Annotated in this window: 15 protein-coding genes; 5 read left to right on the top strand and 10 right to left on the bottom strand. The window is 64.2% G+C overall.

Annotated features, from left to right (window positions below):
• Positions 1–16 precede the first annotated feature (16 nt).
• A complete protein-coding gene (dgt, locus tag SR882_RS00955; RefSeq protein WP_322521487.1) occupies positions 17–1,459 on the bottom strand; it encodes a dGTP triphosphohydrolase in 1,443 nt (480 codons plus the stop codon).
• A gap of 284 nt (positions 1,460–1,743) precedes the next feature.
• On the opposite strand from dgt, the gene SR882_RS00950 reads away from it, so the two are divergent.
• Together SR882_RS00950 and purH are read left to right on the top strand one after the other, a co-directional pair.
• Positions 1,744–2,601 carry an NAD(P)-dependent oxidoreductase gene (locus tag SR882_RS00950; protein ID WP_322521486.1) on the top strand — a complete coding sequence of 286 codons (858 nt, stop codon included), beginning with the start codon at positions 1,744–1,746 and terminating at the stop codon, positions 2,599–2,601.
• Positions 2,602–2,718: 117 nt separating this feature from the next.
• Positions 2,719–4,281: a bifunctional phosphoribosylaminoimidazolecarboxamide formyltransferase/IMP cyclohydrolase gene (gene purH, locus SR882_RS00945; protein WP_322521485.1), complete on the top strand. Its 1,563-nt coding sequence runs from the start codon at positions 2,719–2,721 to the stop codon at positions 4,279–4,281.
• A gap of 78 nt (positions 4,282–4,359) precedes the next feature.
• Here purH and SR882_RS00940 read toward each other — a convergent pair whose 3' ends face one another.
• Together SR882_RS00940 and SR882_RS00935 are read right to left on the bottom strand one after the other, a co-directional pair.
• Complete coding sequence (locus SR882_RS00940) at positions 4,360–4,542, bottom strand: hypothetical protein (RefSeq protein WP_322521484.1); 183 nt, start codon at positions 4,540–4,542, stop codon at positions 4,360–4,362.
• Positions 4,543–4,547: 5 nt separating this feature from the next.
• Complete coding sequence (locus SR882_RS00935) at positions 4,548–5,405, bottom strand: metallophosphoesterase (RefSeq protein ID WP_322521483.1); 858 nt, start codon at positions 5,403–5,405, stop codon at positions 4,548–4,550.
• 411 nt (positions 5,406–5,816) lie between these two features.
• Between SR882_RS00935 and SR882_RS00930 the strand changes: the two genes are divergently transcribed.
• Positions 5,817–6,293: a DsrE family protein gene (locus tag SR882_RS00930; RefSeq protein WP_322521482.1), complete on the top strand. Its 477-nt coding sequence runs from the start codon at positions 5,817–5,819 to the stop codon at positions 6,291–6,293.
• Between the two features lie 161 nt (positions 6,294–6,454).
• Positions 6,455–9,328, top strand: coding sequence for a bifunctional [glutamate--ammonia ligase]-adenylyl-L-tyrosine phosphorylase/[glutamate--ammonia-ligase] adenylyltransferase (gene glnE, locus SR882_RS00925; protein WP_322521481.1), 2,874 nt, complete (start codon positions 6,455–6,457; stop codon positions 9,326–9,328).
• Positions 9,329–9,354: 26 nt separating this feature from the next.
• Here the strand turns inward: glnE and xth are convergent, their stop codons facing one another.
• The 7 genes from xth to dnaA all read right to left on the bottom strand — a co-directional run bounded on the left by xth (position 9,355) and on the right by dnaA (position 18,597).
• Positions 9,355–10,146 (bottom strand): exodeoxyribonuclease III, encoded by a 792-nt coding sequence (xth, locus tag SR882_RS00920; protein ID WP_322521480.1) that lies wholly within the window; start codon positions 10,144–10,146, stop codon positions 9,355–9,357.
• A 76-nt stretch (positions 10,147–10,222) separates the two neighbouring features.
• Positions 10,223–11,170, bottom strand: coding sequence for a GIDE domain-containing protein (locus SR882_RS00915; protein WP_322521479.1), 948 nt, complete (start codon positions 11,168–11,170; stop codon positions 10,223–10,225).
• 34 nt (positions 11,171–11,204) lie between these two features.
• Complete coding sequence (locus SR882_RS00910; RefSeq protein WP_322521478.1) at positions 11,205–11,777, bottom strand: LemA family protein; 573 nt, start codon at positions 11,775–11,777, stop codon at positions 11,205–11,207.
• Positions 11,778–11,831: 54 nt separating this feature from the next.
• Positions 11,832–14,243 carry a DNA topoisomerase (ATP-hydrolyzing) subunit B gene (gene gyrB / locus SR882_RS00905; protein ID WP_322521477.1) on the bottom strand — a complete coding sequence of 804 codons (2,412 nt, stop codon included), beginning with the start codon at positions 14,241–14,243 and terminating at the stop codon, positions 11,832–11,834.
• Between the two features lie 467 nt (positions 14,244–14,710).
• A complete protein-coding gene (recF, locus tag SR882_RS00900; RefSeq protein ID WP_322521476.1) occupies positions 14,711–15,781 on the bottom strand; it encodes a DNA replication/repair protein RecF in 1,071 nt (356 codons plus the stop codon).
• 10 nt (positions 15,782–15,791) lie between these two features.
• Entirely contained in the window at positions 15,792–16,901 is a 1,110-nt protein-coding gene (gene dnaN, locus SR882_RS00895; protein WP_322521475.1) for a DNA polymerase III subunit beta, read from the bottom strand.
• Positions 16,902–17,187: 286 nt separating this feature from the next.
• A complete protein-coding gene (dnaA, locus tag SR882_RS00890) occupies positions 17,188–18,597 on the bottom strand; it encodes a chromosomal replication initiator protein DnaA (protein ID WP_322521474.1) in 1,410 nt (469 codons plus the stop codon).
• 509 nt (positions 18,598–19,106) lie between these two features.
• On the opposite strand from dnaA, the gene rpmH reads away from it, so the two are divergent.
• Positions 19,107–19,241 (top strand): 50S ribosomal protein L34, encoded by a 135-nt coding sequence (gene rpmH / locus SR882_RS00885; RefSeq protein WP_058574926.1) that lies wholly within the window; start codon positions 19,107–19,109, stop codon positions 19,239–19,241.

Raw genomic sequence — 19,241 nt, 5'->3', positions numbered from 1 at the left:
AAGATGGGTGGCGGTCTCAGGCCTGCGTGGTCGGGCGGAAACCCACCTCGCGGAATTCCTCGAACAGGCTGACAGCAAAGCTGTCGGTCATCCCGGAGATCATGTCGGTCAGCAGTTGCGCCTCGCGATAGCGGATCGGCATCGGGTTGCCCGGCGACTCGAACACCCGCCGGTAATTCTCCGAGATGCGCTGGTAGATATACCCGGCTAGCGGCGTGGACCGCTGGCTGGCCGGGTCGTCGGGGTCCTCGCGGCGGGTGATCGCGTACCAGAAGGCGTCCATCAGGCCATGGATCACCCTCAGGCCGGTCAGCTCGACGCGCAGCACCGACTTGTGCCGGTAGGCGTGCTGCCAGTTGCAGGCCTTCAGGGCGGCCAGTAGGCGCCCGCCGCGCGAGGCATCCACCAGTTCGCGCTCGAAACGCCCCTCGGCCATCGCCGGCAGGGAGTCGATGAACACCTCGCCAATCGCCTCCATCAGCGCGCCGATCGCACGGATGCGGAAGGTCTGCATCGAGATGTCGTTGAGCTCGTCGGGCGATAGCCGCTCCTGGCGGTAGGCCTTGTGCTCGGCGGCCGCCGCGTCACAGACCGCGCTGACCACCGGGTCGTCCGGTGCCTCGTGGCGCAGGAAGGCGATGGTATCGGAAAACGACAACAGGCCCTTCTTGACCGCGTCCTCGGCATCCAGCACGGAGTAGGCGATGTCGTCGCAGGCCTCCATGATCCAGGTCAGCGGGTGGCGCTGCCCGGGGGCCAGCCCCGTACCCGCCCAGACCTCGTCCATCAGCGCCCGCTCGGACTGGAAGTAGCCATGTTTCTTGTGGGTGACGCGCGACCGGTCGATCTCGTCACTGGCCGCCGGGTATTTCACCAACGCGGCCAGGCTCGCCACCGTCAGATTCAGGCCGTAATCGTCGTTGATCAGCTGCAGTTTGGTCAGCAGGCGCAGGGTCTGGGCGTTGCCCTCGAAACGCAGGAAATCCTGCTTCATCGCCGGGCTCAACGTCGGTTCGGCATCCAGCACGTCGCCGCGATTGATCTCGAACCAGCGCGCGATCGCGTCCTCGCCCTGGTGACCGAACGGCGGATTGCCGAGATCATGGGCGAGGCCGATGGTGGCGAGCAGGGCGGGGATATCGCGCAGCGCCTCGGGCAAGCCCGCGGCCACGCCGTGGTGGAAAACGAGATCGATACCCACCGAGCGGGCCAAGTTGGCCACCTCGTGGGAATGGGTCAGCCGGGTACGCACGCTGTCGGATCGGTCCAGCGGGAAGACCTGCGTCTTGTCGGCCATACGTCGTACCGGGGTGGAAAACAGCACCCGGTCGTAGTCGCGTTCGATCGCCGTGCGCGTTTGTGCCGGCGCGGTCGGCAGGAGGTTGCCCTGCCCGCTGCGAGGACGGCGGCGGTCGGGGTTGAGCCAGCGGCGCCAGTGGCTGTCGAGATCCTGCCTCATCACGATTCCTTGAAGGAGTGGCCAGGGAATGGTCGGAACACAGGGTCGTCGGTCCCGGAAATCAGCACCGGGTTCTGCTAGCCTCCTAAAGCCGAAACGGGCCGATAACGACACGAAAAAAGGCCCCGCAGGCTCGCTATTCCACCAGTGGCGACAGGGAAACGAACGACCGCTGGCGCAAGCATAACCCTATACCCGCCGCAATCCACCAGACGACGGAACGTGCCCCGCGCGATTGTGGCGATAGAACGTCCGCAGGACAGAACATCGGAGAGGGCACCTTCATGAACACCACGATCGGAGTGATCGGCCTGGGGCTGATGGGAACCGCCATGGCCCGCCGTCTCGCACAGGCTGGCTGGGCGGTGACCGGCTTTAACCGCCACCCACGCGAGATCGAGGACATCCCCGTCGCCGCAAGCCTGACCGATCTTGCCGATCGGACGGAGGTTCTTTGGATGATGGTCAGCGACTACGCCGCCTGCCGCGAGGTGATCGACCAGTTGGGCGAGGCCGGCATCCGTGACCACGTCGTGATCAACAGCTCGACCATCGCCCCGTCGGAATCCGCCGAAATCGCGCGGCGGGTCGAGGCGCTCGGCGGCGACTACCTCGAGGCCCCCGTGCTCGGTTCCATCCCGCAGGCGCAAAGCGGCACCCTGCAGTTGCTGCTGGGTGGCTCCGAGGCGCTGATCGAACGCCTCGACTCGCTCCTGCGGGCGCTGGGCACGCCGACCCATTTCGGGGCGGTGCGCAGTGGCGCCGCCGCCAAGCTCGCCTTCAATCAGCTGATCGGCTCACTGACCGCCGCCTTCTCGATGAGCCTCGGGCTGGTCCAGCGCGAAGGGGTCGACGTCGACCGGTTCATGGCGACCCTGCGCGAATCGGCCCTCTACGCGCCGACCTTCGACAAGAAGCTCGGCAACATGCTCGATCACTCATTCGACAAGGCCAATTTCCCGCTCAAGCACCTGCTCAAGGACATCCGCCTGTTCACGCAAAGCGCCGCCGGACAGGACATCGACACCCACCTGCTGATCGGCCTGCAGCACGTGCTCGAGGAAGGCATCTACGCCGGCCACGGCAACCACGATTACTCCTCCCTCTACGAGAACATCGTCCGCCACGACACGGCACACTGATCGCCCTAAACACCTCCAGACCAAGCGGGTACAATGCGCGGTTTGCGCACCACCCCGGGGAATCTCCCTGGGGGCGGTTTGTGCGTCGAACCCATCGCTGAGAACACGGATATCCCCATGAGCCATCATGCCGTCAAGCCGCGCCGCGCCCTGCTGAGCGTTTCCGACAAGACCGGGATCCTGGGCCTGGCCCAGGGTCTTCACGCCGCCGGCGTGGAACTGCTATCCACCGGCGGCACCGCCCGCCTGCTGCGCGAGAACGACATACCCGTCCGCGAGGTCAGTGACGTCACCGGGTTCCCGGAGATCATGGCCGGGCGGGTCAAGACGCTCAACCCGCTGATCCACGGCGGCATCCTCGGCCGTCGCGGCACCGACGACGAGGTGATGGCCACTCACGGCATCACCCCGATCGATCTCGTGGTGGTCAATCTCTACCCGTTCGCCCGCACCGTGGCCGACCCCGACTGCGACCTGCCCACGGCGATCGAGAACATCGACATCGGCGGCCCGGCGATGGTCCGCGCGGCGGCCAAGAACCACAACGACGTGGCCATCGTGGTCAACCCGGCCGACTACGAGACGGTGCTCGAGGAGATCAACGGCGACGGCGTCTCGATGGCCACGCGCCAGCGCCTGGCCTCGGCGGCCTTCAGCCACACCGCCCAGTACGACGGCATGATCGCCGACTACCTCGGCCGCCAGTTCGAGGACAGCGAGTTCGCGCCCACCTGGCACCTGCCCCTGAACAAGTCGATGGACCTGCGCTACGGCGAGAACCCGCATCAGAACGCGGCCTTCTACGTCGAGCCGGACGCCGCCCCGGGCACACTGGCCCGCGCTCGGATCGTCCAGGGCAAGCCATTGTCCTTCAACAACCTCGCCGATGCCGATGCCGCGCTCGAGTGCGTCAAGCAGTTCGATCGCCCCGCCTGCGTGATCGTCAAGCACGCCAACCCCTGCGGCGTGGCCACCGGCGACGACATCACCACCGCCTACGACCGCGCCTTCGCGACCGACCCGACCTCGGCCTTCGGCGGCATTATCGCCTTCAACCGGCCGCTGGATGCGCACACCGCGCGCAGCATTGTCGAGCGCCAGTTCGTCGAGGTGATCATCGCCCCCGAGATCGGTACCGAGGCGGCTTCCGAACTCGCCGCCAAGCCCAACGTCCGTGCGCTGGCAATCGACGACTGGTCGGTCAAGCCTGCGCCGGGCATGGACTTCAAGCGCATCGGCGGCGGCCTGCTGGTACAAGACTTCGACCACGGCGTGGTCGGCGCGAATGACCTGAAGATCGTCACCAAGCGCGCGCCGGACGAGGACGAGATCCGCGACCTGCTGTTCGCCTGGCAGGTGGGCAAGTTCGTCAAGTCGAACGCGATCGTCTATGCCAGCGGCCAGCAGACCATCGGCGTGGGTGCCGGACAGATGAGCCGCGTCTACTCGGCCCGCATTGCCGGCATCAAGGCCGCCGACGCCGGTCTGCCGGTCGAGGGTTCGGTGATGGCCTCGGATGCCTTCTTCCCGTTCCGCGACGGCATCGACGCCGCCGCCACGGCGGGCATCAAGGCGGTGATTCAGCCGGGCGGCTCGATGCGCGATCAGGAGGTGATCGACGCGGCCGACGAGCACGGCATCGCGATGGTGTTCACCGGCATGCGCCACTTCCGCCACTGAGCACGGCTTGGCGGTCCGGACACGAAAAGGCCCTTCGATTGAAGGGCCTTTTTCATGGGGATCGGTTCCGTCGTGGGATCAGGCAAAGGGGTCGAAGCGATCCTCGTTCTTGCGCCGATGATGTCGCTTGAGCTCCAACTCCAGCGACTTGAGCGCCGTCTGTTCGTCAACCGGTTCGCTGTCGCGGCGGTCGAGTTCCGCGCGCGCCACGTCGATCAGGCGACGCAGGTCCGTCAGAGAAAAACGATCGAGATCAGACATGGGGATCAGCCGGTCGCGTCAATCACGGAATGGAAGTGATGCCCGCGGCGCACGAACCGGTGGGTCCGCACACTGGGATCGTGGTAGTGCGCGCTCACGGCCAGGGTGTCACCCACCTCGACCAGCGTCAGTCCCCGACCGGGGCGTTCGTCCCAGGCGCCGCAATCGATCCAGAGGCGATTGCCGTCACGCACCGGCTGGCCGGTAATCGTGTGCCCGGCGATGACCCAGTCGATACCGCGCACGCTGCGTTCCGGGCGGCGTCCGTCAAGCACCTCGTGGACCTGCGAGCGCCCCCAGAGCATCGTGTCGAGCTGCGGATCGGCCTTTGCCGAGCCCCAGTAGCTGAGCTTCTTGACCCGCTCGAGCCGGGCGATGTTCTGGTCCCAGTCCCATAGCGGCAACTCGGCGTGCACCACCCCGACGGCCGCCGGTCCATTGCCGACCTGGATCATCAACGGCATCTGGCTGATCAGGTTCATCACCTCGGTGATCAGGTCGTCCCACTTGTCGTCGTTGAGCTTGTCGTAGGGCTCCAGTAGCCAAGCCGAGCCCATCGCCTTGAGGTCGGCGCGCTGGCTCTTGGTCAGGCATCGTTCGGCGAGCGCGTCGCGATGATTGGCGATCACCCGCTCGTGGTTGCCGGCCACCGAGAAAAACCAGGGCTCGCCCAGCAGGCGCAGCGTGCCCAGCGAATCCTCGCCGAAATCGATCAGATCCCCCACGGCAATGACACGATCCCGCTCGGGGGAAAAGTCGTGCTTGGCGAGGATCTTTTCCAGCAGCGGCCGACTGCCGTGCAGATCGCCGACGATGAAATCCCGACCCCGCGGGTTCTTCAAAAGCTGTTTGAATAACGTCATGTAATCTGAGCAACAACGCCTGCGCCACGGCATGCGACGGGTCGTCTGGCATGCCATGAAGATTGGATTGGGTCGACGGTCCGTCCGGACACAAATCGGCAACGAGCTGGGCAACGTCGCAGCCACGCGGGGACGGGGCAGGCAGAGAGCCCACCGATCGAATAATCGATATGTTCGCTAAAAAATAGCGTCAGGTCAACAGCTTGGCCAACGGGACCTTGGGCTGCGTGCCGCATCGCAAAAAAGCCCACCTCGCGATCGATTTTGCCCCAAGATTCGTTGATACCCCATTTGATAATTAACCGACTAAAGGGCTGCGATTCCGTTTGCTCGGGCGTATGCTGATCGACGGGATGCAATTCACACCCGTGACAATTAGAAAACCACGAAAACCACTCAAGGAGGATTTTCATGAAAGTTCGTTCCCTGTTCCCGGCCGCGTGGCTGATGCTGCTCGCAGCGTTTTCCTTCGGCAGTGCCGTGCATGCCGCCGATATGGAAAAGATCAAGCAGGTCGGCGGTAGTACGTTGGCCCAGGAACACCTGGTCCTGCAGATCACCGAAAGCGATCTGCAACGCCAGAACCTGGTACTCAACGTCGCCAACAACGTCCTCAAGGCGCGTGGTGGCCCGGACCAGATCGACGTGGAAGTGGTTGCCTTCGGTCCCGGCATCAGCATGCTGTTTGCCAACAACCATCACGCCGAGCGCATCCAGTCACTCGCCGATCAAGGCGTGCGCTTTTCCGCCTGCAAGAACTCGATTGCCGGCGCGACGCGCAAGCTGGGCAAGGAGCCCGAGATGAACTCGGCCGCCCAGCCGGTCGAGGCCGGCATTGCCCGCATCCTCGACCTGGTCGACGCCGGTTACGTGCTGGTTCGTCCGTAAGGCAGGACCTCTCGCGCAAGGCGCCCCGGTACCCTTTCGAGGGCCGGGGCTTTTTTGTGCCCGCTCGAACATGGCCCCAGCCATGGCTCCGCCATCCTGCACCGAAGCAACGGCAAGGCGTATGATCGAGCCATCCCTCATCAACCGACAGGCCGATCCCCGTGTCCGACCTCGACGAAATCACCCCCGAACAGACGCTGCTTGATCAACTGGACCAGGCCGCCTCACCGACCCCCGCGCAACGCGCCCAGCTCGACCATGTGCTGCGCTGCAGCCCGTTCATCCAGCAAAGCCTGGCCGCCGAACCCGGCATCCTCGCTTACGTGCTCGACGGATGCAGCGACGGCTTCCTGGGCGACGGACTCGAGACCCGTTTCGAACGGCTCAGCGGCTCGCTCGATGAGCGCCGGGCGCTGGAACCCGCGGCCTTCGGGCGTGAGCTGCGACGCCTGCGTCGGCGCGAGATGATCCTGATCGCCTGGCGCGATCTCAACGGCATCGATGACACCGACGCCACCCTGCGGTCGCTGTCGAAGCTCGCCGACTTCTGCGTCGCCGAGGCGCTGGCCTACCACGAACACCACCTGCAGGCCCGCTTCGGCCAGCCCCGCGGGCCGAACGGCGAGCCGATCGGCATGGTCGTGATCGGCATGGGCAAGCTCGGCGGCGACGAGCTCAACTATTCCTCGGACATCGACCTGATCTTCGCCTACGCCGAGGAAGGCGAGACTGATGGCCACAAGGCGATCAGCAACGCGGAGTACTTCATCCGGCTGGGCCAGCGGCTGATCCGCTCACTCGACGAGAAGACCGGCCACGGCTTCGTCTTCCGGGTCGACATGCGTCTGCGACCCAACGGCGACGAGGGACCACTGGCGATGAGCTTCGACGGATTGGAGCTCTACTACGCCACGCGGGGGCGCGAGTGGGAACGCTATGCCTGGATCAAGGCACGCGTGATTGCCGGCGACCAGGAGGCGGGCCGCGAACTGATGGACATGCTGCGGCCGTTTGTCTTCCGCCGTTACCTCGACTTCGGCGCGTTCAGCCAACTGCGCGAGATGAAGCGCATGATCGAACGCGAGATGACCGATGCCGCCATGCACAACAACATCAAGCTCGGTCCCGGCGGCATCCGCGAGATCGAGTTCATCGGCCAGCTGTTCCAGTTGCTGCGCGGCGGCCGCGAGCCAGAACTGCAGGCACGTCGCCTGATCCCGGTGCTCGCCATCCTCGCGGAGATGGGCGAACTGGAAGCGGATACCGTCGCCGATCTCACCGTCGGCTACGATTTCCTGCGTCGCGCCGAGAACCGCCTGCAGATGCTTTACGACCATCAGACGCAGACCCTGCCGGACAACAAGTTCGATCAATTGCGCCTGGCGATCGCGATGGGATTCGACGACTGGGGTTCGTTCCTGTACGCCCTCGACCAGCACCGTGATCGCATCCACGGGCATTTCTCCGAGGTGTTGCGTCTGCCCAGCGACGGCGACGAAAGCGAGGAGCCACTGGAACAGGTCTGGAACGGACTGGGTGATGTCGCCGATCGCGTGGCCATCCTCGAACGTCACGGCTTCGAACAGGCCGCCGCTCTGGAGCGCCATCTCTCGTCGTGGCGCGACACCCAGGCGCCAGCGATCAGCGGCACCGTGGCCCAGCGCCTCGACGAACTGATGCCCGATCTGCTGCGTGACATCAGCACCTACCAGGGGCAGGTCGCCATCCTCGATCGCATGCTCGACCTGCTCACGGCCATCCTGCGTCGCTCGGTCTACGTCGCGTTGCTGATCGAACAGCCCCAGGCCCGCCGGCAACTGGTGCGGCTGGTCCACGGCAGTCCGTGGATTGCCTCGTTGCTGACGCAGCACCCGATTCTTCTCGATGAGCTGATCGATCCCGAAACCCTGTATGCCCCGCCCAACAAGAGCGAATTGGCAAAAGAACTGGACGAGCTGCTGGGCAAGTGTCCGCACGACGAGGAACGCAGCCTCGACGAACTGCGCCGTTTCAAGCAGCTGGCGACGCTGCGGGTGGCCGCCGCGGACGTGGTCGGCGCCCTGCCGGTCATGCGGGTATCCGACCAGCTCACCTGGATCGCCGAGGTGATCCTCGAGGCGGTTCACCAGCGCGCGCGGGAGCAGATCGAGGCACGCCACGGCAAGCCCGGCGCGGTCAACGACGCCGGCGAGGCATTCACGCCGGGGCTCGCCATCATCGGCTACGGCAAGCTCGGCGGGATCGAACTCGGTTACGGCTCGGATCTCGACGTGGTCTTCCTGCACGATTCCACCGATCGCGAGGCGGTCACCGACGGGGATCGTTCAATCGACAACAGCCTCTATTTCGCCCGGCTAGCCCAGAAGATCATTCATACCCTCAGCATCCGCACACCCGCCGGTGTGCTCTACGAGGTCGATACGCGCCTGCGCCCCGACGGGGTCGGCGGTCTGCTGGTCTCGTCGGTGAATGCCTTTTCCCAGTACCAGGCCGAACACGCCTGGGTGTGGGAAGTGCAGGCCATGTGCCGCGCGCGTTTCGTCGCCGGGACCAACTCGGTAGGCGAGACCTTCGCCGAGATTCGGCGTCAGACACTGACCCAGAGCCGGGATCCGGCCCAACTGCGCGAAGCCGTGGTGAACATGCGTCGCAAGATGCGGGTAAACCAGACGCCCACACCCGTCGGGCTGTTCCATCTCAAGCGCGACGTCGGCGGCATCACCGACATCGAATTCCTGGTGCAGTACCTGTTGCTCCGCCATGCCGCCGAACACCCGGACATCCTCGAGTTCACGGACAACATCCGGCAGCTCAACTCGCTCAGAAACGCCGGGTTGATTGACGTCGAGGCCAGTGAGGCGCTGATCCAGGCCTACCGAACCTTGCGGGACGCCGGCCATCACCAAGCCCTGATGGGCAGCCGCTCGGTGGTCGAGGCGCAGGCGTACGAGGACGAACGACAGATCGTGATCGATCAATGGCAGGCCTTGATCGGTTGCCTGCCACCGGGGGCCGACGGGGATAACCCTGACTAGCCCGGACTAGGCCGACCGGGCCAAGATCAGCTGCCGGGCGCGCCGTGGTCGAGCTCGAGCACCACCGGCGCATGATCCGACGGGCGCTCCCAGCGGCGCGGCTCGACGTCGATTTGGCAGGCACGGGCCTGATCGCGCAAGGCTTCACTGATCAGGATCAGGTCGATCCTAAGGCCGCGATTGCGACGGAAATTCGCCTGCCGATAGTCCCACCAGGAAAAGGTGTTCTCCGGCTGATCGAACAGGCGGAAGGCGTCGATCAAGCCGGTCTCTTGAATGCGGTCGAGCGCATCGCGCTCGGGGGTGCTGCAGAGGATGCGTTCCCGCCAGGCCTCGGGGTCATGGACGTCGGCATCCGTTGGGGCAATGTTGAAATCCCCGACCACCACGCGTTTGGCATAACGGCCCGCCTCCTCGGCCAGCCAACGGGTCAGGGCCTCCAGCCAGGAAAGCTTGTAGGTATATTTCTCGGAACCGACCGCCTCGCCATTGACCACGTACAGGTTGATCACCCGCAGGTCGCCGAAGGTCGCGGCAATCACGCGCCGCTGCGGGTCCTCGAAGCCGGGGATATCGGTGACCACGTCGGTCGGTTCCGGCCAGTGGGAGGGATACAGCCACGCCACCCCGTTGTAGGTCTTCTGGCCGTTGGCAATCACGCGATAGCCCGCCACCTCGATCGTCTCGCGATCGATGGCCTCGTCGAGCTGCTTTAGCTCCTGCAAGCCGAGCAGGGTGGCGGGCTGGTCGGCCAGCCAGTCCAGCACCTGCGGCCGGCGGACCTTGAGGGAATTGACGTTCCAACTGGCGATGTTCATGCGCGTCTGCCTCGGGCGAAAACCTTGGACGAAATCCTGGGGTCATTCTCGCAGAATCCGGGCGACCTGCGGGTCGTCAAAACGGCGCTCGAATCCCCTGGGCGACCAGCCAGATCACGAACAGCAGCAGCGCCGCGCTGATGAAGGCGCCGGCCTTGTGGGTCTTCCGGCGTATCAGGCTTTCCTGCGGCAGCCCGGAAATGATGAACGGCTCACCGCCGCGTGGCCGGTGCAGGAGATGGACGGTATTGCTGCCCGAGACCCGGGAGCCATCGGCCTCGCTGAGCTCCTTTCGGGCCTGCGCCCGGGCCAGGCGCATGGCCCAATCCCATTCGCGCGGCGAGATCTCGCCATCGCCATCCAGATCGAAGCGTTCCCGGGCCGCCGGGTCGTGTTTCCACTCCTGCAGCAGTTCGCGACGACGCCGTTCGATCACGTCCCGCTCCGATACACCATCATTGCGGTGGCCACGGGTTTCGAGCCAGCCAAGCACGTACAGGGGATGCTCGGGGAGCAGCAGGCGTTCGGTGTAGCGATACGGTTTGCCGCCGAAACCGAGTGAGGAGGTCGATGACCAGTCGGTGGCCGAGGCACGCTCGCGCCAGCGTCGACTGGAATGCGGGATCACCCGGGCGTGGTCCGGATCGACGAACGCCTCGCCGGTGCCGTCGTCGATCCGCAACAGGGCGTCGCTGGCCCGTCGCTCGACGGTCACCCAGTTGCGATTCTTGCCGCTGGACTCGAGCCGCTCGATCTTCATGTCGAACCACAAACACGGGGTGAAGGTCAGCGGCGAGTAGAGGGGATGGTCGTCGATCACCCTCCCGGTACCCTCGATCTCGTTGAAGCCCTGGGCGGCCGAGCGGAGCTTGGCGGTGGGGGTGTGCGCGATGATCCGCGCACGGGCGAGGGTGCGAAACCCGACGAACAGGCAGACCAGCAGCAGGATCAGCAACCCCGCCCAGAGCACGAGGTAGAAGCCCGGGTCGAGACCGATCAACCAATCGGAGATGGCGTCCTGCATCGAGCGGCTACCAGACGGCGCGTGACGGCCGGGATCAGTTGAACAGGGCCTTCACGTCGACGTCTTCGGTGGTCTTGCGATCGAACTCCAGCAGCCGGAAGGCACGGAAGCGGAACAACTGGGCGATCAGGACATCCGGGAACTGTTCGATGCGGATATTGTTGGTGTTGACCGCGGCGTTGTAGAACTCGCGCCGATCGGCGATCTCGTTCTCCAGTCCACTGATGCGCTGCTGCAGATGCTGGAAGGTCTCGTTGGCCTTGAGTTCGGGGTAGGCCTCGGCCACCGCGAACAGATTACCCAGACCGAGGCGCAGGCTCTGCTCGGCGCCACCCAGCGCCCCGACATCACCGCGCTGCTGGGCGTCATTGACCGCCGCGCGCGCCTCCATCACCCGCTCGAGGGTATCGCGCTCGTAGTGCATGTACTGCCGGGCGGTTTCGACCAGCTTGGGCAACTCGTCGTGACGCTGACGCAGCAGCACGTCGATGTTCGACCAGGACTGCGAGACGTTGTGCTTCAGTCGCACCAGACCGTTGTAGATGATGATCCCCCAGATCAGGATCAGCACCAGCAGGAAAACAATGATCGACAGCGCGATGCCCATGGTTCGGTCGCCTCCGTGGCTACCCCGCCACAACGGGGGATTCAGTTGCTTCGGTTACACGTCGATATTGGATGCCGACAGCGCGAATTTCTCGATGAAATCACGACGCGGTTCGACCAGGTCACCCATCAGCACCGTGAAGACCGAGTCGGCGGCGACGGCATCCTCGATCCGTACCTGCAGCAGGCGGCGGGTATCCGGGTTCATCGTGGTTTCCCACAGTTGATCCGGGTTCATCTCGCCCAGACCCTTGTAACGCTGTACCGCCAGGCCACGCCGCCCCTCGGTCATCAGCCAGTCAATCGCCTGTTCGAACCGCTCGATGGGTTGGCGACGCTCGCCACGAACCACCTCGGCGCCCTCGGTGATCAACCCGTCGAGCCGCTCGCCCAGGTCGGCCAGCAGGCGGTACTCGTTGCCACTGAAGAAGGCGGCCGGGATGGTGGTTTCATGTGAAACACCATGCTGACTGCGCTCGATACGGAACACGTGGCCGTGGTCGCCTTCCTCCATCGCCACGCCGTATTCCACCCCGGCATCGGCGATGGCATTGAGCATGCCGTTGAAATGCCCCAGCCAGCCGGCCAGGCGCGACTCGTCGTCCATCATCGCCGGGTCGAGACGCCCGATCTGCATCAGGGCCTTGAGCGCGTTGAGGTCGAAACGGTTGGCCATGCGTTCGATCATCGCCTGGGCCGACAGGTATTCACGCGCCAGCGACTCGAGCCCCGGCCCGGAGATCGGCGGGGTGTTCTCCCCCAATTCCAGGCGGGCGCCGTCGACGGCCTGCTGCAACAGGTACTGGTTCAGGGCCAGATCGTCCTTGAGGTACTGCTCCTGCTTGCCCTTCTTGACCTTGTACAGCGGCGGCTGCGCGATATAGACGTGGCCGCGCTCGACCAGCTCGCGCATCTGGCGATAGAAGAAGGTCAGCAGCAACGTGCGGATGTGACTGCCGTCGACGTCCGCGTCGGTCATGATGATGATGCGGTGATAGCGCAGCTTGTCCGGGTTGAAGTCCTCCCGACCGATACCGCAACCCAGCGCGGTAATCAGCGTGCCGACCTCGACCGAGGAGAGCATCTTGTCGAAACGGGCCTTCTCGACGTTGAGGATCTTGCCCTTGAGCGGCAGGATCGCCTGCGTGCGCCGATCACGGCCCTGCTTGGCCGAGCCGCCGGCAGAGTCGCCCTCCACCAGGTACAGTTCGGAGAGTGCCGGGTCCTTCTCCTGGCAGTCGGCCAGCTTGCCCGGCAGGCCGGCGATGTCGAGCGCGCCCTTGCGGCGGGTCATCTCGCGGGCACGACGGGCCGCCTCGCGGGCCCGCGCCGCCTCGATGATCTTCGAGGTGATCGCCTCGGCGTCCTGGGGATTTTCCTCGAGGAAGTCAGCCAGATGCTCGGCGGTCATCGACTCGACCGCGGTCTTCACCTCGGAGGAGACCAGCTTTTCCTTGGTCTGCGAGGAGAATTTCGGGTCGGGCACCTTGACCGAGATCACCGCCACCAGGCCCTCGCGCCAGTCCTCACCGGTGGTGTTGACCTTGGCCTTCTTGAGGATCCCGTTGCGATCCATGTAGTCGTTGAGCGTGCGGGTCAGCGCGGTGCGGAAACCCGTCAGGTGCGTGCCGCCGTCGCGCTGCGGGATGTTGTTCGTGTAGCAGAACAGATTTTCCTGGTAGGCATCATTCCACTGCAGTGCCAGCTCGATGCCGACATCGTCGCGATCGCCGGTGAGGTAGATCACGTTCTTGTGGATCGGTGTCTTGCCGGTGTTCAGGTGCTCGACGAACGCGCGGATGCCGCCTTCGTAGTAGAACGTGTCCGAACGGCCGCTCTGCTCCTCGGAGAGCGAGATGTGCACCCCGGAGTTGAGGAACGACAGCTCGCGCAGCCGCTTGGCCAGGATGTCGTAGTGGAACGTGACGTCGGTGAAGATCGCCTGGCTGGGCAGGAAACGGATCTGGGTGCCGGAGCGCTCGGTGGAACCGGCGTCCTTGAGCGGATACTGCGGCTCGCCCAGGTGGTATTCCTGGACCCAGCGGCGGCCCTGGCGCCAGATGGTGAGATCCAGCCGGTCGGAGAGCGCGTTGACCACCGAGATGCCCACGCCGTGCAGGCCGCCGGACACCTTGTAGCTGTTCTGGTCGAACTTACCGCCGGCGTGCAGCACCGTCATGATGACCTCGGCGGCCGAGCGACCTTCCTCCTCGTGCAGCTCCGTGGGGATGCCGCGACCATCGTCGGTGACCGACACCGAGCCATCGGCGTGGATGGTCACCTCGATTTTCGAGCAGTGGCCGGCCAGCGATTCGTCCACCGCGTTGTCGACCACCTCGAACACCATGTGGTGCAGACCGGTGCCGTCGTCGGTGTCGCCGATGTACATCCCGGGGCGCTTGCGCACCGCGTCGAGTCCCTTGAGGACCTTGATGCTGCTGGAGTCGTAAATGTTATCGGCGCTCATGTAGCTCTTGTCCCTTCCTGTCGCAGCGGCCCGGTTGGCGGCGCTTGCCGAACCGGACCGGTCCACCGGGAGATCGGCCGGCTGGCCAACCCGTCCCGATCGTTCCGACGGTGTCTCAAAACTTAGGGAAGGTCTGCACGAATAGCCAACCCCTCTGGCTTACCGGCTTGTTCGCCCTCAAGGCGCCGATTCGAAGGCGGGCTCATTGCCCTTCAAGGATCGGTAACACCGAGGTCGGGCAAGCCGGCAAGCCCCGCAGGGCGGGACGCCAGGCGCCCATCTGCGGTGTTGCAGCGCTTGCCAATGACGATGGCCATTGGGCGGCGCACTGCGCCTTGCATCTGGACGCCTGGCGACCCGCAGAGGCGTTGGTTATTCGTGCAGACCTTCCTCAGTGATCATACCATTTTCCCGCCCAACCTCGGACCCGACTGGTGATCGGCCTGCCAATGGGGGCGCGATACGACTCAACCGGGCGTGACCTGCCCTCCCGAGACGGCAAAGCGCGCCTGGATATCGCCCTCGTCATCGATGGCATTGGCGGCGATCACGCTGACAAATGCCTGGTGACCGCTGGCGCCGAGATAGTCGAGTACCCGGCGGCGGTTGTCGGCATCGAGCTCGGAGGCCAGGTCGTCGAACAGCACCACCGCGGGTTCACCCCGCACCTCGGCCCAGAGATCGAGCACCGCCAGATGCAGCAGCACCACCAGCATCTTGATCTGGCCACGGGAGGCGACCTGGCGGGCCTCGTGATCATCCAGCGCGATCTTGAGATCGGCGCGGTGGGGGCCGAACAGGCTGGCCTGCTGATCGCGTTCGCGCTCGGCCCCCTGATGCAGGGCTTGCTCGAGATCCAGATCCTGGCGGTAGCCGGGCAGGTAGCGCAGGGCGAGCGAGCTGTCCGGCAGCATCTGCGCCAACAGGGCGGTGATCCGCTGGTTGAGATCGGCGAGCACGCTGCGTCGAGCCATCTCGAGTCGTCGAGCGGTTTCGAGGTAGAGCTGATCCCAGGCCGGTTCACGGCGACCCCGGCGCAGCAGGGCATTGCGCTGTTTGAGCGCGCGCTGGAAATCGTGGTGAATGCCGTGGAAATCCGGTTGGGCATAGAACCCGACGCGGTCGAGGAAACGGCGTCGGTAATCGGGCGAACCGAGCACCAGGTCATCCGATTGCGGGTGGAGGGCCAACACCGGCAACAGCCGGGCCAGTTCGCTCAACCGGGCGACGTTCTCGTGGTCGACCCGCAGGGTCATGCTGCGCCGATCGCGTTGCAACGCGAGCCGATGTGCGGTGTGTCCGGACTGGGTCCGGACGTCGGCACGCAACAGGAGATCGTCGGCACCGTGTCGAATCAGTTCGCTGGCGTTGTTGCCGCGAAAGGAACGACCCAGGCTCAAAGTATGAATCGCCTCGAGCAGGCTGGTCTTGCCGGCGCCGTTGGCCCCGCTGATCAGGTTGATGCCGGCCGCCGGCTCGAGGTCGAGCGGTTCGAGGTTGCGGAACCGCTCGACGTGCAGTGTCGCCAGTCGCGTCACGTCAAGCCGCTTAGATCTTCATCGGCATGAGGACGTAGCGAGTCCGGATGGCGTCTTCGTCGGTGGGCAGGATCAGGGCGCTGGATTCGGGTGTCTCGAAATCCATGCGCACCTGCATGTCATCGACGTGCGAGAGAATAGCCAGCATGTAACTGATATTGAAGGCGATCTTCAGGTCGTCGCCCTGGTAGTGCACCGGAATCTCCTCGCGTGAGGATTCCTGGTCGCTGTTGATCGCCTCGATCGCCAGTCGATCGGATTGCAGGTGGTAATGCGCGCCGGCGAATCGGTCGGTGTTCAGTACGGACGCGCGCTGGAGGACCTGCTTGAGAGTCTCGCGATCGACGTGAACCTGCTTGCTGTTGTTCTTCGGGATGACCCGGTCGTAATCCGGAAATCGTCCGTCGATCAGTTTGCTGACCATGCGTTGCTGGGCGAGCTTGAGTTCGATCTGTTGGGTGCTGACCAGCAGTTCGACCGGGGAATCATCGTCGCGGTCGAGCGCCCGCATCAGTTCCATCACCATCTTGCGCGGCACGATGATGCGCAGGGTCTCTTCGATCGATTGCTGACTGTCGGTCTCGGCGAGCGCCAGCCGATGCCCGTCGGTGGCCACGCAACGAATCCGTTCCGGGCTGACTTCGAACAGCAGGCCGTTGAGGAAATAGCGCACGTCCTGCTGGGCCATCGAGAACTGCGTCTTGTCGAGCATGGCGCGAAGCCGATCCTGTCCCAGTACCAGGCGATGCTCCTCGGTGGTTGCTTCCATGCGCGGGTATTCGTCGGCGGGCAGGCAGGCGAGTCGAAACACGCTGTGGCCGGCCTGAACGATGACGAAACCCTCCTCCTGGCGGATGACGATCTGCGATTCGGCGGGGATCGCTCGAATGATGTCGTGGAGCTTGCGTGCGTTGACGGTCGTCCGACCCGGCTGCGGGGCGTCGACGGGACATTCGCTCTCCAGCTGAATCTCGAGATCGGTGCCGGTGAGCTTGAGCCGATCGGCATCCACTTCCAGCAGCAGGTTGCCCAGGATCGGCATCGTTTGGCGTTTCTCGACGCCTCCGATTACCCGGTTGATGGCATCGAGCAGGTCCGGTCGACTGACGGTCAGTTGCATGGTGAGCGGTTCCTCTAAATCAATAACAGATGTTTTTATTCTGTTGATGATGATGAATGTGATGTAAGCACTTTCCTTGGGATAAGTGCGAAAAGCCGAGTTCGATCAGTAGCTTCTCGCACTTAACAGGTTGGCTCAATGCCATGGGACGGCCTGTGCATGAAATGGGACGGTTTGTGGAAAACTCGTTATTCGCGGATTCATCCACACGTTCCCCAGTGCCTGTCCCCTTGATGTGCGTGGCTTGTCCCCAGCTGTCCCCAGTTGTCTTCCGGATCGGCGTCGATTACACATTCAGCGTGTGTCGCAGCAGGTTGTAGTCATCGTTGATCTTGCTGTCGGACTCCCGAAGCTCCTCGATCTTGCGTACCGCGTGCAGCACCGTGGTGTGATCGCGGCCGCCGAACGATTCGCCGATCTCGGGCAGGGAGTGGTTGGTCAATTCCTTGGCCAGTGCCATGGCGAGCTGCCGTGGTCGGGCGATCGAGCGGGTGCGTCGGGCGCCGGTGAGTTCCTGGATCTTGACGTTGTAGTACTTGGCGACCGTGCGCTGAATGTTGTCCAGGGTGATCATCTTGGCGTGCGCCGAGATCATGTCCTTGAGCGCATCCTTGGTCGACTCGATGGTGATCGGTCGCTTGGAGAACTGGGTTGTGACGATCACCCGGCGCAGGGCGCCCTCGAGTTCGCGGATATTCGCCTGGATGCGTCGGGCGATGAAGAAGGCGACGTCCGAATCGAGATCGATACCCGACTGTTCGGCCTTGCTGTGCAGGATCGCGACGCGCGTCTCCATGTCGGGCGGCTCGACCGCCACGGTCAGGCCCCAGCCGAAACGCGACTTCAAGCGTTCCTCCAGTCCCTCGATTTCCTTGGGGTAGCGATCGCAGGTCATCACGATCTGCTTGCCCTGTTCGATCAGCGCGTTGAAGGTGTGGAAGAACTCTTCCTGGCTGCGCGGCTTGGTGGCGAAGAACTGGATATCGTCGATCAGCAGCGCGTCAATACCGCGGTAGAAGTTCTTGAACTGCTCGGTATTGTTATTGCGAATCGCGGTGATCATCTCCTGCACGTAACGTTCGCTGTGCAGGTAGATCACGCGCCGATCGCCCTGCTGCTCGATGATCTGGTTGCCTACCGCGTGCATCAGGTGGGTCTTGCCCAGGCCCACGCCACCGTAGATCAGCAAGGGGTTGTAGCTGGCCCCGGCATTGGCGGCGACCTGCTGGGAGGCCGCGCAGGCAAGCTGGTTCGACTTGCCCTGGACGAACGTCTCGAAGGTAAAGCCGCGATTGAGATTGTGCGAGAAGCCTGCGTCCGCGGTGTCCCCCGGCTCGACCGGCTCGGGTTCCATCGGACTGGGCTCGGCCGGCCGGGAGACCGCGGGTGACGGACGGGGGCTCGGTGGCGTGCTTGGGGGCGTCGATGGCTTGGCATGGCTGCGCCCCGCCTCGCCGATGCGCAACGAGACGTCGAGTTCGGGCTGGCCGGAAATCTCGCGGGCATGCACGCGAATGCGCTCGAGCAATTTCTGATTAACCCAGTCGAAGGCAAAGCGATTGGGCGCCCACAGCAGCCATTGCTCGTCACTGACCTGCTCGGCCTGCAACGGGAATATCCACATGGTCAGCTGATCGTTCGGCAACTCCTGGGCCAGACGATCGATGCATTGTTGCCACATCGGGAAATGCTGCATGACGACGGTCGTTCTCCACCGGTTCGGGGTCGGCTGGGGCTCTTTACACGAATGAAGACCACGTCAGAGTCCGTCTGGCGCGCTTTCCGGCTTGTTCACCTTGGGGCGTTCCGCTTCCCGACAGGCAATCAGCCCGCGGTCGAATCGCTGCCCTGATCGCCGAAAAGCCGGCAGCCCGAGGGCCGGGGTGTTTCGTGTATCGATGCCTTGGACAAGGGGCGGATGATAACATCCACCCCCGGCCCATCGACATCTTATCCACAAGATATCCGGCAGGCGCGCCACCGCCGGAACACAGACGGCCGACAGGTGGTTTTTGCCCGGGTTGCGGGGTCCCGGGGCGGTGTTTTCCGGGCTCATGCCACGCCGCCCTTGACAGCGGCCCCCGGTCTGTCAGAGTATTCGGCCCCTTTTTCAAGCGGATACGGTCGATCAATTCGACCCGAACCGACCGGCGAGACCGGTCTTTCCGACCACCTCATCGACCTGATCAATACTGGGACGTCGTCATGAAAAGAACCTTTCAGCCGAGCAATCTGCGCCGCAAGCGGACCCACGGCTTTCGTGCCCGCATGAAGACCCGTGGCGGCCGCGCCATCATCAACGCCCGTCGCGCCAAGGGCCGCAAGCGTCTGTCTGCCTGA

This window comes from Guyparkeria halophila, assembly GCF_034479635.1.
GTDB classification, from domain to species: domain Bacteria; phylum Pseudomonadota; class Gammaproteobacteria; order Halothiobacillales; family Halothiobacillaceae; genus Guyparkeria; species Guyparkeria halophila.
Note: the sequence above shows the minus strand (reverse complement) of the source record. Positions and strands in the feature narration are given on the sequence as shown.

What these genes read in the sequence shown, in the direction of transcription:
- xth (WP_322521480.1), bottom strand. Translation starts at nt 10,146, where the DNA reads ATGAACATCGCCAGTTGGAACGTCAATTCCCTCAAGGTCCGCCGGCCG.
- SR882_RS00910 (WP_322521478.1), bottom strand. Translation starts at nt 11,777, where the DNA reads ATGGGCATCGCGCTGTCGATCATTGTTTTCCTGCTGGTGCTGATCCTG.
- purH (WP_322521485.1), top strand. Translation starts at nt 2,719, where the DNA reads ATGAGCCATCATGCCGTCAAGCCGCGCCGCGCCCTGCTGAGCGTTTCC.
- dnaN (WP_322521475.1), bottom strand. Translation starts at nt 16,901, where the DNA reads ATGCAACTGACCGTCAGTCGACCGGACCTGCTCGATGCCATCAACCGG.
- SR882_RS00940 (WP_322521484.1), bottom strand. Translation starts at nt 4,542, where the DNA reads ATGTCTGATCTCGATCGTTTTTCTCTGACGGACCTGCGTCGCCTGATC.
- gyrB (WP_322521477.1), bottom strand. Translation starts at nt 14,243, where the DNA reads ATGAGCGCCGATAACATTTACGACTCCAGCAGCATCAAGGTCCTCAAG.
- SR882_RS00930 (WP_322521482.1), top strand. Translation starts at nt 5,817, where the DNA reads ATGAAAGTTCGTTCCCTGTTCCCGGCCGCGTGGCTGATGCTGCTCGCA.
- rpmH (WP_058574926.1), top strand. Translation starts at nt 19,107, where the DNA reads ATGAAAAGAACCTTTCAGCCGAGCAATCTGCGCCGCAAGCGGACCCAC.
- SR882_RS00950 (WP_322521486.1), top strand. Translation starts at nt 1,744, where the DNA reads ATGAACACCACGATCGGAGTGATCGGCCTGGGGCTGATGGGAACCGCC.
- SR882_RS00915 (WP_322521479.1), bottom strand. Translation starts at nt 11,170, where the DNA reads ATGCAGGACGCCATCTCCGATTGGTTGATCGGTCTCGACCCGGGCTTC.
- dnaA (WP_322521474.1), bottom strand. Translation starts at nt 18,597, where the DNA reads ATGCAGCATTTCCCGATGTGGCAACAATGCATCGATCGTCTGGCCCAG.
- dgt (WP_322521487.1), bottom strand. Translation starts at nt 1,459, where the DNA reads ATGAGGCAGGATCTCGACAGCCACTGGCGCCGCTGGCTCAACCCCGAC.
- SR882_RS00935 (WP_322521483.1), bottom strand. Translation starts at nt 5,405, where the DNA reads ATGACGTTATTCAAACAGCTTTTGAAGAACCCGCGGGGTCGGGATTTC.